The organism is Haloferax denitrificans ATCC 35960 (assembly GCF_000337795.1).
GTDB lineage: Archaea > Halobacteriota > Halobacteria > Halobacteriales > Haloferacaceae > Haloferax > Haloferax denitrificans.
The window spans coordinates 130066-143483 of sequence record NZ_AOLP01000002.1 but is presented as its reverse complement, the minus strand read 5'-3'; the positions used below and the strand labels follow the sequence as shown (position 1 = coordinate 143483).

At 56.6% G+C, this 13418-nt stretch carries 15 protein-coding genes; 7 read left to right on the top strand and 8 right to left on the bottom strand.

What is annotated here, in order from left to right:
* Positions 1-3 precede the first annotated feature (3 nt).
* Together nosZ and C438_RS20220 are read right to left on the bottom strand one after the other, a co-directional pair.
* Positions 4-2004 (bottom strand): TAT-dependent nitrous-oxide reductase, encoded by a 2001-nt coding sequence (gene nosZ, locus C438_RS02765; RefSeq protein WP_004967728.1) that lies wholly within the window; start codon positions 2002-2004, stop codon positions 4-6.
* Entirely contained in the window at positions 2005-2517 is a 513-nt protein-coding gene (locus tag C438_RS20220; protein WP_049917689.1) for a plastocyanin/azurin family copper-binding protein, read from the bottom strand.
* 298 nt (positions 2518-2815) lie between these two features.
* Here C438_RS20220 and C438_RS02755 point away from each other — a divergent pair, with 298 nt between their 5' ends.
* Together C438_RS02755 and C438_RS02750 are read left to right on the top strand one after the other, a co-directional pair.
* Positions 2816-3097 carry a DUF7521 family protein gene (locus C438_RS02755; RefSeq protein ID WP_004967726.1) on the top strand — a complete coding sequence of 94 codons (282 nt, stop codon included), beginning with the start codon at positions 2816-2818 and terminating at the stop codon, positions 3095-3097.
* A gap of 102 nt (positions 3098-3199) precedes the next feature.
* Entirely contained in the window at positions 3200-3436 is a 237-nt protein-coding gene (locus C438_RS02750) for a DUF2249 domain-containing protein (RefSeq protein WP_004967725.1), read from the top strand.
* A gap of 68 nt (positions 3437-3504) precedes the next feature.
* On the opposite strand, the gene C438_RS18870 is transcribed toward C438_RS02750, so the two are convergent.
* Entirely contained in the window at positions 3505-4719 is a 1215-nt protein-coding gene (locus C438_RS18870) for a hypothetical protein (RefSeq protein ID WP_004967724.1), read from the bottom strand.
* 195 nt (positions 4720-4914) lie between these two features.
* Between C438_RS18870 and C438_RS18865 the strand changes: the two genes are divergently transcribed.
* Entirely contained in the window at positions 4915-5301 is a 387-nt protein-coding gene (locus tag C438_RS18865) for a cupin domain-containing protein (protein WP_004967723.1), read from the top strand.
* Between the two features lie 23 nt (positions 5302-5324).
* On the opposite strand, the gene C438_RS02745 is transcribed toward C438_RS18865, so the two are convergent.
* Positions 5325-5696, bottom strand: a complete 372-nt coding sequence (locus tag C438_RS02745; protein WP_049917688.1) for an ArsR/SmtB family transcription factor — start codon at positions 5694-5696, stop codon at positions 5325-5327.
* 230 nt (positions 5697-5926) lie between these two features.
* Between C438_RS02745 and C438_RS18860 the strand changes: the two genes are divergently transcribed.
* The gene (locus tag C438_RS18860) at positions 5927-6655 is read left to right on the top strand and encodes an NAD(P)/FAD-dependent oxidoreductase (protein WP_004967721.1); all 729 of its coding nucleotides are present in this window, start codon (positions 5927-5929) and stop codon (positions 6653-6655) included.
* A gap of 221 nt (positions 6656-6876) precedes the next feature.
* Complete coding sequence (locus C438_RS02735; RefSeq protein ID WP_004967720.1) at positions 6877-7539, top strand: helix-turn-helix domain-containing protein; 663 nt, start codon at positions 6877-6879, stop codon at positions 7537-7539.
* A gap of 48 nt (positions 7540-7587) precedes the next feature.
* Here the strand turns inward: C438_RS02735 and C438_RS20300 are convergent, their stop codons facing one another.
* A complete protein-coding gene (locus tag C438_RS20300; protein WP_004967718.1) occupies positions 7588-7896 on the bottom strand; it encodes a CGCGG family putative rSAM-modified RiPP protein in 309 nt (102 codons plus the stop codon).
* A 436-nt stretch (positions 7897-8332) separates the two neighbouring features.
* Between C438_RS20300 and C438_RS18850 the strand changes: the two genes are divergently transcribed.
* Positions 8333-8635 (top strand): hypothetical protein, encoded by a 303-nt coding sequence (locus tag C438_RS18850; protein ID WP_083899924.1) that lies wholly within the window; start codon positions 8333-8335, stop codon positions 8633-8635.
* 146 nt (positions 8636-8781) lie between these two features.
* Here C438_RS18850 and C438_RS02725 read toward each other — a convergent pair whose 3' ends face one another.
* The 3 genes from C438_RS02725 to nirK form a co-directional block, all read right to left on the bottom strand.
* Positions 8782-9282, bottom strand: a complete 501-nt coding sequence (locus tag C438_RS02725) for a molybdopterin-dependent oxidoreductase (RefSeq protein ID WP_004967716.1) — start codon at positions 9280-9282, stop codon at positions 8782-8784.
* A gap of 111 nt (positions 9283-9393) precedes the next feature.
* Positions 9394-9987 (bottom strand): hypothetical protein, encoded by a 594-nt coding sequence (locus C438_RS02720; protein WP_004967715.1) that lies wholly within the window; start codon positions 9985-9987, stop codon positions 9394-9396.
* 88 nt (positions 9988-10075) lie between these two features.
* Positions 10076-11161 carry a copper-containing nitrite reductase gene (gene nirK / locus C438_RS02715; RefSeq protein WP_049917686.1) on the bottom strand — a complete coding sequence of 362 codons (1086 nt, stop codon included), beginning with the start codon at positions 11159-11161 and terminating at the stop codon, positions 10076-10078.
* Positions 11162-11275: 114 nt separating this feature from the next.
* Between nirK and C438_RS02710 the strand changes: the two genes are divergently transcribed.
* Positions 11276-12277 (top strand): halocyanin domain-containing protein, encoded by a 1002-nt coding sequence (locus tag C438_RS02710; protein WP_152421736.1) that lies wholly within the window; start codon positions 11276-11278, stop codon positions 12275-12277.
* Positions 12278-13418 lie beyond the last annotated feature (1141 nt).

Here is a 13418-nt window from a genome sequence, read left to right as displayed (position 1 = left end):
GAGCTAGTCTCTCGGTTCGACGAGCATCCGCGAGCGCATCTCCAAGTGGAGCGCACTGCAGAAGTACGTACAGTACACCCAGTACACGCCCGGTTTGTCGGCCGTGAACGTGACCTCACGGGTGTCCTGCGGCGCGAGCGCGATGTTGATGTCGTACTCGGGCACCACGAGGCCGTGGACGATGTCCTGACTCCCTTCGACGTTCGTCGCGGTTATCGTCACCTCGTCGCCCTCTTTGACACGGAAGTCACGAAGTCCGTACTCACTCCGCTTGACCGATGTGTACACTTCGACGGTCTCGTCGTCGACGCGGTCAACCCGTGAGTTGCTCTCCGTAACGTACTCTTTTTCGCCCTTGTAGTCGGATTTGTCCCACGTCTTCGCGGGCTCTATCTTGTCTTTCGTCGCGAAAATCGCGTCGTGTGGCTCGGGATACACCGGGTGGTCCGAGACGAGTTCCATGCCGCCCTGCTCGTCGTCCTTGTCGTTGCCGATGTAGATGAGCTGGTCGTTGTCCGGGTAAATTGGGCCGACCGGGAGGAACCGGTCTTTCGAGAGCTTGTTTAAGACGACTAACCAGTCGCCCGTCGGTTCGGTCGACATCGCCTGGACCGCCTGGATGTGGCCGGGGTTATAGTGGACGTCTATCTTCCCGAGGATAGCCTCTTCGGACTGCTTCGGTGAGTTGACCGCCGTCTCGATGTCCCACTTGACGACCTGCGAGTCGATGAACAGCGACGTGTAGGCGTGTCCACGGTCGTCGTAGGTCGTGTGCAGCGGTCCGAGGCCAACTTTCGGCTGGCCGACGATGACCTTCGACGAGTCCGGTTCGGTCGAAAGTTTCTCGATATCGATGATGGACACCGTCGGCGAGAGCTTCCCGGCGACCATCCCGTACTTGCCGTCTGGCGTGACCTCGACACAGTGGGGCGACTTCGGCGTCGGGATATACCGGACAGCTGGTTCGTCGCCCTGATTCAGCGAACTACCTTTCGTCCCGTCGACGATGGGAACGCCGTTAACCTCGCGATAGTTTCCGGCATCGACCGCTTCCTGGATGGCCGGAACGTTGAATGCCTTGACGAAATCGCGGTCGTTCTTGGTCATCTCCTCGATTTCGACGCCCTCTTCGTCGTTGTAGGCGCTCGCGAGTGCCCACTTGCCGTCTTTGTCTGTGTCGAGGATGTCGAGGTTGCCGTCGACTTCGACCTGCCAGAGAACTTCCATCGACTCGGGGTCGAGTGCGGTGAACAGTGAGACGTACTTGTCTGGGTTGTCGATATCACGCCCGTCGTTCGGGAGGGGTGTCCTGAACTCACTGTTCGCGAAGATGTAGTCGGTGTCGGGGCTCTGAATACAACAGCCGTGGACCGACTGGACGTTCGGGACGTCGGTGATAGCGTCCGTCTCGAAGTACTTCAGGTTCACCCGTGCAACCCGGCCGTTGGCCTTGTCGTTGACGTATATGTATCGGCCGTCGTACTTGCCGTCGGTCTCCGAGAGACTCGGGTGGTGGGAGTCACCCCAGGTGTAGCCACCCGCGTCTTCGAGCATCTGGCTGCTCCCATCGTCGAAGCCGTAGCCTTTTGCGGGTTCTCGGTTGAAGACGGGAACCCGTGTGAGTTCGCGCATCGACGGCAGACCGTAGACGCGGATGTCGCCGGAGTGGCCGCCAGACCAGAAGCCGTAGTACTCGTCGTGTTCTCCCGGTGGGACGAAGTGTTCGGGGACGTCTCCTGAACCTGAGTGGTTTTGGCTTCCTCCGCTGTTACCCTCACCGTTATTCATGACGCCGGCACATCCGGCAAGTGAGCCGATAGTGCCGACTGCTGCCCCCGCTTTCATGAAGTCGCGGCGACTCAGGCCGAGCGACGGTAGTTGGAGCGAGACTTCGTCTTCTCCCGCTGCCGTTTCATCGGTGTCGGCCAACACCTTGTTGAGCTGTGCTTCGTATTCAGTGACCGACTCGTCGGTTTCGGTCGGTTCGGATGCGGTGTTGGTCATTTAGACGACCTCGATCGTGCCGACCATCCCGTTCAACTCGTGTGGGATGCAGTAGTACTCGTAGGTGCCTTTTGTCTCGAAGGTGTGTTCGTAGGACTCACCCGCTTCGAGGTTCCCCTTCTCTGGGTACCCATCCTTCGCGGCTTGCTCGGAGTCGAACCCGCCGGTCGCGAAGTAGGTCGCACCGTCGGGAATCTTGTCTTCGTAAGCAGTCACCGAGTGGCCGATAGAACTCGTGTTCTCGAAGGTGACCGTGGTCCCGACCGGGACTTGAATTGACTTGGGGTCGAATCCGAGTTCCTCAGTCATACCAACGGTGTCAGTTTCGACCGGACCTCCATTTCCTCCGTCTGACGCTTCGGTTGTTTCGGTCTTAGTGGATTCCTCGCCGTTAGATCCACCACTGTTTGAATTCGCTGAGGAAGAACAGCCAGCAAGTCCGACACTCGTCACCGTGATACCTGTCGCACCGAGGCGCTGTAACACGTCACGTCTGGTACTCTTTCGAGACATCGTACACCTGTACCTCTCTCACTATCGCTGTTATACGGTACAGCCGGTTCCAGACAGCGGAGATTAGAACGAATATGTTCGGCGCGGAGCTTAGTCGGCTTACGGTCTCACCACCATCCAGGAATGCGCCGCCGCTACGAGCTGGTGGCGCGACGTTAACGACAAGTAAGAACATGACACGAGACTCGTATTACGATACCCGAACCGTACCGGTCATTGCGACTACTAACTGGTACACCCATCATGTACGTTTCACTAGCGGTGGGTCACCGGTGTCCGGTGGAGGAGTAATACAACCATGAATGGACTTGCACTCGCCGTTGTCGGGATGAAGACGGCAACGTTACTCCTCGGCGGACTGGTGACTTTCGTGACGTTTCAGGCATTCAAGCAACGAGGAACACCGGCGCTTCGGTCGCTCTGTGTCGGGTTCGCGTTCGTCACGTTTGGGTCACTCCTCGCGGGTGTCGTCCACCAATTGACGCCCCTTTCCTTTGACCATGCACAGGCACTTGAAAGTGCACTCACCGTCACCGGATTTGCTGTTATTGCTCACTCGTTGTACATAGACGACGATTGAAGACGAGTACTGGTGCGATAGTCGATCAGATACTGAACACCGTCAGGGCGTCCGAACATCATCGGCATAACAGTAAGAGATATTGGTGATATATGTGTCAGTATGGGTTCCTTTGAAACCACCGGTGAGACGCAAAGACTCGATGTCAGAGATATAGACGGTGAACCGTTCGGCCATATCATGTCTGCAATCGGTGAGTTGAGCGCGGGTGACTCACTTCTTCTTGTCAATAGCTTCGAACCGGTCCCACTCTACGATGTCCTCAAACGGCGTGGGTGTGAGTTTCAGACGACTCAGGTCGAAGACGACGAGTGGCACATCACTATCTCTCTGAAATAGTAACGACTGAAGATGTGTGCGCCACCGCAACCGCTTGCAAAGACACAGATATCACACCGATATTCCGGTCACGGCGTGCGACGTGCACCAATCTCGATCAAGAGGCTTACTAGTAAATACCCATATCCGAGCGACCCCAGGAGTGCGACCACATTTCCGAGAGCACTTACAAGAGACATACCAGCGATTCGGCCGAGGACCGAGAGGACGAGCCCAGCGAGGAGTGCAGCGATTATGAGCTGGGCAGTCCGTTCGCTCGCCCCACGAAACCGACCCGCAGACGGAGGGTAAAACAGGAAGGTAAATCCGACAATGACGAGACCGAGGAAACCGAGGAGATTGAGTTGACGGTGTGCAGCCAGCGTCCCCGGTGGAAGCGCAGGTATTTCAAGTACGCTCCAAAGGGCCATCGTAAGACCGATAGCAACCCCCACAACACCAGCAATCACACCTGCGAGAACACTTTCTGTTCCGACCCGCCGGCGGTCTGACCGGAAGAACACACTGAGATACAACGCTGCAAAGCCGACGAACGCTATCGCTTCACTCACCGCCCCCGCGACAAAAAGTGGACCACCACCAAGACCGGCGGCAACGAATACTGGTCCAACTGCACCGGCGGGGAGGACGACTGCGGCGAGTTTTTTCGATACCGGAACACCAAGGAACCGAGGACTGAGACGAACCCCGAGCGTGAAAACGAGAAGGACTGCGAACCCCGCGGCTATCAAGTGTGTGATTCGCGGAAAATAGCCGTCCGTGAGCCCTGGTAGGATTGTCGTACGTGCAAGTAGTTCGTACGACCCAACCGCGAGATAGGCGAACGGGATGATGAGATACCGGTTTGCATACTGGTCTACCCACTCGTAGCTCTCCCTGTGAGAACTCGTTCCCGTTTCCCCGCGTCGGACCTCGTTTCGAACCGACCACAACAGCGCAGCGACGAACGCTGCAACACCACTCCCCCAAACGAGTGCCCCAAGAGTTTCTACAAACGTCGGACCGACCGAACCTGCAGAGAATGCAAGCAGTACAGTCCCCAACGTGGCTGCCACGAAATGGACTGGTGGGATAGTGTCGGTAGAGAGAGTCGTCCCGAAATACGAGGGAACTAACAGATAGGCCATACCGAAGACAACGTGGGAGACGAACCCGAAGAGAGCGAGGATGACCTCAACACGATGGGTGATGCCGACCGTTGCACCGAGTCGCCAGCAGACGAAAAACACGGCACTCGCGATGATGAATCGCCGCGACCACCGACTTCGGCTCGCTCCTGTCATCGGAGACCAGTCGAAACCTTCCGTTTCGAGTCGAAAACACGCTGCTTGTGGTCTCGAATATTAGCCTTTGGCTTTGTTGTCGACTGCGTGGGCACGTCGCTCATTACCTCGTTGTAGATAGTCGAGGGTAAAACAGTTCCACCCGAATGTATTCGGGGGAATTGTGAACGGTCGGACACGCGATAAGCCAATCGAATGCCACGAGTCGACTTTGACGCCGAACGGACGTACGACGAAGACCGATTTTTCGCCAGCGAGGCGTTCCTGACCGGCCGCACGAAAGTCATTTGTGGCTTTTTCAAACCCGGGCAGTTCATCCCCGTTCATGCACCGTCGAGCGACCTCGTCGTTAGTGTTCGGTCTGGAAGCGGACTCGTCCGCGAAGGAGAGACTGACCACCGCGTCACGCCCGGTGACATCGTGTCCATTCCGGCGGGGACGAAACGTGGGGTACGAGCGAACGAAGATTCGAGATTGGAGGTGTTGTTGGTGACGACGCCGCCACCGACCGATGCCGAACACGACCCGGTTCGCCGTGGATTGGCGGAAGGTGACTTCGAACCATCGCTCTCAAGTAAGTGACTCGTCGCCGACGAACTCTCTGATTAGTCGCTTTTGGTCTGTGCCGTGACGCCCGACCACAGCTCCGAGAGCTGCTCTGACGCTGAACGCCGCTTCGGGACGACATTCAGTTCGAGAGCGTTCCGCCCGCGTCTGACGACGACTTCGTCGAAGTCGATTGTGTATCTCGTCTCCGAGCTTCCGTCTTCGTGTTTGACCAAGAGACCGGCGTCAACCATCTGTTCGAGTTTGCGGTACACTGTCGAACGAGGGAGATCACACGTCGAGGCGAGTTCGCTCGCGGTCTTCGGTCGGTCGAGATTCTTGAGCATAGTTCGACACTGTTCGTTGGCTAATACTTCAAACACCGTCTGGAAGCCCGGCCCCAAGGCCTCGGAAAGCGGATTCGATGACATAGGTGAATATTCACAAGATATACCGGCTTTCACGCATCTGCTACACTCACATCTGGGGGTACACGATGGACGCGTATATATGGGTGGTTTGGAAATCTGGTCGACGTATCGGAGTCGAATACGAGCGTCACTTCACGCTCACACGGGAAGCTCAAAATAGTCGACGAGGACGGCACACCCCGAACTGATTCGTGGTAGTTGTTTTGTATCGGTGGGCGTACGGGTCTGTTGTGAGCGACTACGACGTTCTCGTAATTGGTGGCGGTATCGCCGGTCGGACCGCAGGTAGCTTCACAGCTCGCGCAGGTCTGAAAACAGCCGTGTTCGACGCCGGCGAGTCCATCCTGAGACGGAACGCGCACTTGGAGAACTTCCCCGGATTCCCGGTCGGTGTCAATCCTCGTCTGCTGCTCGATCTCATGCGAGAGCAGGCCGAACGGGCGGGCTGTGAGTGGGTCGATAACGAAGTTGTCGACGTGGACAGACATCCAAAGACCGGTTTCGTCGTCAAAACGGCCGACTCTGACGAATGGGCGTACCGAGGTGAGCGAGTTCTCGTCGCGACGCCCGGGCGATTCAACTATCTGCGAGAACTTCCGGTCGAAACGGTCACCGAAGAAGGAAAACAGTTTGTCGAGGCAACCTCCTCGGGTCGGACCAGTGTCGACGGTATCTATGTAGCCGGACGAATGGCTGGAAAACCATTGCAAGCCGCTATCGCTGCCGGCCACGGAGCAGAAGTTGCTGTCGGACTTCTCAAGGATTCCGACGCACCGTATGCGTTCGATTGGAGCGTTCCCGCCGGGTACTTTACAGAACGTGGTCGAGAAATCCCACCGGGTGTCGAGGAAGTATTTCCGGAGGACCGCCACGAACGGGAACGACGCTCGTTGGAAGTAATGCGTAACCATTTCTCGGAGCGACATCCCGAGGAGCCGGACTCGCATCCGGACATATAATACGCCGAGAGGGAGGCTGGAACTGTTCTCGCAGTACGTAGTATTCGGGATGTTTCCCGAGTTGAGCACCGTGTAAAATCGTGTCATCTGTTAAGTGGCTTAAACTCAACCCGAATATGTTCCTACAAACCTATTTTTAGGTGTGCCTAAAACAGTACGTGAAGTCGTTCGGTACGACTCGGTCGAAAACGCGACCAAACGCCTGAACGGCGGTTCAAATCATGCCCTACGTACAACTCACGATTACGGTACCGGAGTCAGTCTGGATCAGCGAAATATCTCGAGCCTATCCAAACACGCGGTTCCGCGTGCTCGCGGCTACTGCGAACGCGACGACTGGGGTCGCTCGAATCGAGATACTTGATGAAGATCCCAACACCGTCTGTGATGAGTTTCGAAAGTACGACTCTGTGACCGATCTGACGGTCTTCGAAACTACCCCAGAGATGTGCTGTATCCAGGTCGAAACAGACGCACCGTTGTTGCTGACTTCGTTACAGAACTCGGGAGTTCCCTTAGAGATGCCTTTCGAGGTTCGAGATGGAAAAATGTCACTCGAAGCAACAATCCCGCAAAAGACGCTATCTGACCTCGGAGAGACGCTCGACAAATTCGGGATTCAGTACACCGTCGAACGCATTCTACAAGAAGTCGAATCGGATTCTGTTTTGACCGACCGACAACAGTGGTTACTCAACGAGGCTATCGAACGCGGGTACTACGACACGCCACGGCGGACGACACTCGTGAACCTCGCCGATGACCTGAACATCGCGAAGTCGACCTGTAGCGAGATTCTGCACAGAGCCGAAGGGCAAGTTCTGAAAGAGTACCGTCGTAGTAACCGCGGACAGAGAACCGAAATTTCAGTGCTCTCTGACTGAAATACGTCTCCAAGGAAAGCGAGCGTACTGAGACCCACGGCGTGTCATTCAATCTGGTGAGCTAACCGTGATACGAGTCACGTATCCACCACAGGAACACCTCCCCTCGTCGATGATATCGACGTGTCTCTCTACTGAACGCACTGACTCATCGAGGTACGACGACGGGTGGCCGTGCCGTTCGTGTGTCACGAGGTCTACAAACTGACCGGGACTCGTCTGCTCGACCGCGTCCACTGCTTCTGCGACCGTCAGTTGCCGATTGTGAGCATGGTCTGGGGTTTCGAGATCGGCAACCCATGGTCGCTCGTGTCGATGTGTCGTGACGGGTTCCCGGCCGGCGTACGGATCAGACATACCTACTCTCGTGGTCCGTGGTAACGTCGTGATTCTCGCTTGGAGGGTTAGAGGGCTCACTATCTAACTCTGGCAGTGACGTAGTAATACCAAATTCTGCCCGTGTCTGCCGTTCGATCAGCCCACTGATTCGAAATGTCTCAGTACCGGCCGTGGGGGTCTCGAGCGGCGTTCCAGCCGTACGAACGACACGCCGTTGAAACCCGGTTGATGACGTCTCGAGCTCCATCGTCTCAACGTCTTGAGTGCGATGTCGTATGTTTTCGCCCGAATATCTCCACCACGGGACGTAGATGGTCAAAAAACCCGTTTTGACCAGCGAATCAGGGTGGTGAGAATTCATGCCGAATCTCAGCTGCGACCTGAACACGTAAATTCGGCGCACCGAAGACGTTCGCACACAAGTATTATACTCACCGATACGGACCATCACCCGATGGGCGACCGAACAACTGCGCTCCGCGAGTTAACAACCGAACTACGAACTCACGGCGACATCGACGACGCGTTCCTCGCGAAGAGCTTCACCGACCGCCTCGTGATCGTCGACGTCAGGGGTGACAGCGGAGTCCCGTCGGACGTCGCGGACCGACTCGTAGCACACGATCTCCGCGGTGCCGACGAGGTGTACGGCGATGATGAACACGGCTCTTTCGCTGGTACCGTCGGTGACGCGACGCGACATCACTTCGTGGACATGCAGACTCGCGGTGCTCACCAGTCGTACGTCGTTGACTGAACGAACGACGCCGCTCCGGGATACGTCCGCGATTGTATAGCGTTTTGACTGGTTGTACATCCGACTGTACGCGGTGGGACGGGCGGGTGTCCATTGACTTGCAAACGCTACTGTAGATATCTCCCCTCGACTGTGCCCAAAAGAACTCACTCGATGCGAGACAACGCGATTTCTTTGGCCGTGTCGGCCTCTGTCGGCACGTGTTCCAGCACTTCGATCTCGGAGACCCATTTGACACTCTCCCAGCAGTCGCGGTCGTCAGTGGTCGGAACCAACCGTGCCGGACCACCGTGTTCGGTGTCAAGTGGCTCACCACCGAGTTCGAACGCGAGCACCGACTCTGCAAGCCGATTCAGGGGAAACGAACAGGCGTATTCCCCATCCATCGAACGGACCAGTCCGTACCGGCTGGTCTCTGGGAGACCAGCGTGGTCGAAGAGTCGCTTGACGCGGACGCCGCGCCACGTGAGGTCTTCGGCGACCCATCCCTCGTCACAGACGAAGTCGCCTTCGAACGTTTCAGTGGGGTACGAATCGAAGCTGCGTCGAGAGAGTTCGAGTGGCGTGTCTACAGTTCCGGTTACGGCGAGCGTCCATCCGCCCGTTTTAACATTGTCTGGAATTCTGTGGCGTCTCAGGTCGGTCATACGTTGAACGAAGGGACCAGTGCCAAAAACGATTGGCCCGAATCTGTAAGGACCCGGACCCCGCGAGCAACCGACGTATCACCGTTCGACCGATCGGCTACGAGACCCTTCTCAGAAGGAGGCGTTTGGACCGCCACGGCTCGGCCGTTCGTTCTGCTTCGCGCGTTCCATCGGGGTAGAACCGACGTCTCCGTCGGGAACGTACGTGACAGACCCAGTCGAGAGAAACTTCTCTTCTAGTTCTTCGAGTTGATCGTTGATTGCATCGCTCTGGTGATGCATCCGTGCAGCCCGAACCCGAACGAGATCGTAGTCATGACGGTCTGAGAGGCCGTTCCACGCACGGAACGAACCAATCGTGAGTGTGTGCGTCTGCGGACAGAACGGGGTCGTGGGCGTGAATTCGGCCCGGAGCACGGACTGGTCGTCCGACTCTTCCGCATATCGGTAGCCGGCGCTTTTGTGGCGAGTATCGAGGTTCAAACGCGCCAAGTTGTAATTGAACGTCATGTCATAGACTTTTCGTTCCTCGAACAGTTCTTGCGTGAGTTTATGAAAGGTGACGTGTTCACCGTCGGTGAGTACACGGTGGCCTTTGAGGAACACCCCCGGCTGAGGAAGGTGTTCTGGAACGAACTCGTCGTATTCGTCGAACAGACCGCTGTCGTCGCTGGAACCACCAAAGGGGGATGGGAATCCGATCATACGATAGCGTACGGTGGGACCCGACCTATGGTTGTTCCCGGATATGTTCACGTAGACGGGGGTTCGGATCCACTGTGTCGCTCAACAGTTACCTAACTGGGTCGAACACATCGGTATCTTCTGGGCCCTCAGCGGTGATGATTGCGAGCGCTCCTTTCCGTGCGACCCGTGAGAGCGCGTGGTCGACCAGCTTGAAGTCACCCGGCACTGGGAACGACATCGTCGCGACACAGGCACTTCCCGGGAGGACAGGAGTCGTCTGAACGTAGCGCATCGGTTCGCTGGCAAGCGCACCCTGTTCCCAGACTTCGTCCCAGACGCTGCCGATCGGGTGGAAGCTCGAGAACAGATTCGGCCCTCCAACCCCGTAGAAAATGCGGGCAGTCTCGCCGGTCTTCACGTTCATCTCGGCGTAGTTGTCCGGCGTAATTGCGTACTTCTCACCGTTCATCAGGACGTACGTCGGGTCCTCCATCGCCATTCGTGTGAAGTCGAACTCGTGGTGGCCCTTCTGTCCCGTCTTCCCGTTCGTGTAGAGCTCGTGCTGTCCGAGGTAGAACTCGTGGTCTACCTCGGGAAGACCCTCTTCCGGTTCGACGAGGATGATACCGAACATCCCCGCGGAGATGTGGTAGTCGACGTTCGCGACGGCACAGTGGTAGACGAACGCTCCGGGATATGTCACCTTGAACCGGAGTTGTCTCTCCTCTCCCGGGGCGACGTTCGTCGCTTCTGCCCCGCCGCCGGGACCACGGCACGCATGGAAGTCGACGTTGTGAACCATCGAGTTGTCCTCGTGGTTGCGAATGATGAGGTCGACAGTGTCCCCTACGCGTGTTCGAATGAACGGGCCGGGGACCTGTCCGTTAAACGTCATGTACGTGAACGTGACGCCAGGTTCGACTTCGGCAACTTGCTCGAGTGTCTCCAGTTCCACCGATACTGTCTCCGGTGACGTTCGGGTGATCGGTGCAGGGATATCGCGGGGGTCAGCCGCGATACGGTTGGCATCTACGGGCTTTGCTGGCCCGAGTTCCGTGTCCATCTGGAGTTGGAGTGGACTTGCCTGTACGTTGTTGTCTGGTGGTGTGCCGACAGTACAACCGGCCAACGCCATCGTCCCACCGAGTCCTGCCGCTTGGAGTACCCGCCGTCGAGTCGTAGTGTACGTCATAAGTATCTCTCTCAGGCTAAACATAGCGAAGAGACAGTATATATCGATATTTTCTATCCCACGATTTGAGAACCGAGTTCTACGGTTATATCTCTCACACAACTACTGACGTACATGATATCTACCGATACCTGTACGAATGTCAACCGGAGATGGTTCCTGAAGGCAGCAGCAGTGGCCACTGTCGGGGGGGCGTCAATCGGTTCGATGCCTCCAGTTGCTGCACAACAGGAACCCTACCTCACGGGCTGGTTCAGTGACGTCTCGAATTACGATGGTATCACGGACGAACGCGGGAAAGCACGTGTGACAGTAGAAGTCGGTGCGGAGGGAAACGGCGGTGGCTTCGCCTTCGGTCCACCGGCAATCCGAATCGACCCAGGGGCGACAGTCGTCTGGGAGTGGACGGGAGACGGTGGAAGCCACAACGTCGTCGCAGAGGACGGCACCTACGGGAGCGAAATGGTCGCGACCACGGGTGCGACGTTCGAACACACATTCGATACCGGGGGTGTGTCTCTCTATGCGTGTACTCCGCACAAGGCGATGGGAATGAAGGGTGCAGTGCTCGTCGGTGACGTCGAAGTGTCTGTGGCGACACCGAAACCGACTCCAACCCCTGAACCGGACTACGAATACGTCCCTCGAGAACCAGATTACGAAGGCTGGTTCGACGATGTCGATAACTTCGACGGAACTGTCGACATGCGTGGACGCGAAGAGGTTCGTATTCAGGTCGGAGCAAACGGTAACAGCGGGGGCTTTGCACTCTCTCCGCCAGCTGTTACTATTGATCCGGGTACTCGCGTCATCTGGGAGTGGGTAGGTGACGACGGTCCCCACGGATTCACAGCTACCGATAGAGAATACACCAGTCCGTCACAATCCACCGGGGAGTGGGGGCTGGTCTTCGACGGCGTTGGTATCAGTAAATACGCCTGTGAGCCCCACATCACTAACGGGATGAAAGGGGCAATTGTCGTCGGTGACGTCTTCGAAGGCGTCTACGAGGTAACGACTAGCCAACTCGCAGTGTTCGGAAGTCTCGGTGCCGCATTCCTCTCGCCTCTCGCGTTCGGTTCGTTCCTGTGGGCACGCGACCGTCACGACGAGTGACCGTACTCGGCCAGTGATATACGGCATTCAACGAACATGTTTGTTCAGGTCTCGTTCGACAAGAACGAGCCTCACCCGATATTTGTAATTTTTCTCGGCTAATGTGGCCAATGAAAGACCGTTTTGGAGCACCTGGTACGGGCCTGTCGCGGCATGGATTCCTCGCGACGATCGCCGGCGTCGGAACAGCAGCACTTGCTGGATGTCAATCACTCTTGGCACAAGTGAACGTACGGTCGGGCTCAAAGGTCAATCACGTCATGAGCGGAAACGTCTACCCCGGTGAGATGTTCCCGGGGTTGTCTACAAAGGTGCGATGAAGACAGATACCTTCTCCCACCTGATGCAGTACTCTGGTTATCAGCAGTAATCACAAGTGAGACACATCGATGCTAAAATCAAATTCCAACCCAATCGTCAGTCGACGAACAGTCCTGCGCGGTGCCGCAAGTGCGGTGACAGCAGGTTCCGCCGTGAGTGCTGTGACTCCTGTGTCTGCAGCCGTCCGACGAACCGAATACGACAGTAGTCTGAAAATGGACTGGCGAGGGCGGGTCCCCACAACATCGTCAACGAAGCAGTAGGGTTCGAGCCAGAGAGACCGACGAATCCTATACTTCAAACACATGGCCAAACAGGAAGGAATCGTCAAGTACGCCTGTATCCCCCATGAAGCGGTGGGAATGAGGGGGCACTCGTTGTCGATGGGGTTCAGTCAGGCGGGTCATCCAATGGGAGTGGGGGATACACTCACCATCGGTGGTTGACTCGGACTTGTCGGCGTATTGGTTGATATATTCGTTTACGGGGTGCGCGACAAATCACAGAGAATACTGATAAGCTCCGCTTTTCAGACGGTTCTGAGCCGTTTGTCTCGTCTATCTGAGGTCTCTCAGAGATGGACCGAACGGAGCACTCGCAATCGTTCTGAAACGTTCGAACTGGCGGCCGGTGACACTACGTAATCAAAAAGACGAGAGTCCAGTCAACCGTCGCTGGAAACAAGAAAAAATTACCGCCGGCTACTGCCGATAGGGGAGTACTTTCTTGTGAATACTCGTGGCTCTGCTGCTTTTTCAAGTAGTTGTTCGAATTGTCTGCCCCGATTAACTACCAACTCCAACAAAAACCCGCACCCAAT

What these genes read in the sequence shown, in the direction of transcription:
- nosZ (WP_004967728.1), bottom strand. Translation starts at nt 2,004, where the DNA reads ATGACCAACACCGCATCCGAACCGACCGAAACCGACGAGTCGGTCACT.
- C438_RS20220 (WP_049917689.1), bottom strand. Translation starts at nt 2,517, where the DNA reads ATGTCTCGAAAGAGTACCAGACGTGACGTGTTACAGCGCCTCGGTGCG.
- C438_RS02755 (WP_004967726.1), top strand. Translation starts at nt 2,816, where the DNA reads ATGAATGGACTTGCACTCGCCGTTGTCGGGATGAAGACGGCAACGTTA.
- C438_RS02750 (WP_004967725.1), top strand. Translation starts at nt 3,200, where the DNA reads ATGGGTTCCTTTGAAACCACCGGTGAGACGCAAAGACTCGATGTCAGA.
- C438_RS18870 (WP_004967724.1), bottom strand. Translation starts at nt 4,719, where the DNA reads ATGACAGGAGCGAGCCGAAGTCGGTGGTCGCGGCGATTCATCATCGCG.
- C438_RS18865 (WP_004967723.1), top strand. Translation starts at nt 4,915, where the DNA reads ATGCCACGAGTCGACTTTGACGCCGAACGGACGTACGACGAAGACCGA.
- C438_RS02745 (WP_049917688.1), bottom strand. Translation starts at nt 5,696, where the DNA reads ATGTCATCGAATCCGCTTTCCGAGGCCTTGGGGCCGGGCTTCCAGACG.
- C438_RS02735 (WP_004967720.1), top strand. Translation starts at nt 6,877, where the DNA reads ATGCCCTACGTACAACTCACGATTACGGTACCGGAGTCAGTCTGGATC.
- C438_RS20300 (WP_004967718.1), bottom strand. Translation starts at nt 7,896, where the DNA reads ATGTCTGATCCGTACGCCGGCCGGGAACCCGTCACGACACATCGACAC.
- C438_RS18850 (WP_083899924.1), top strand. Translation starts at nt 8,333, where the DNA reads ATGGGCGACCGAACAACTGCGCTCCGCGAGTTAACAACCGAACTACGA.
- C438_RS02725 (WP_004967716.1), bottom strand. Translation starts at nt 9,282, where the DNA reads ATGACCGACCTGAGACGCCACAGAATTCCAGACAATGTTAAAACGGGC.
- C438_RS02720 (WP_004967715.1), bottom strand. Translation starts at nt 9,987, where the DNA reads ATGATCGGATTCCCATCCCCCTTTGGTGGTTCCAGCGACGACAGCGGT.
- nirK (WP_049917686.1), bottom strand. Translation starts at nt 11,161, where the DNA reads ATGACGTACACTACGACTCGACGGCGGGTACTCCAAGCGGCAGGACTC.
- C438_RS02710 (WP_152421736.1), top strand. Translation starts at nt 11,276, where the DNA reads ATGATATCTACCGATACCTGTACGAATGTCAACCGGAGATGGTTCCTG.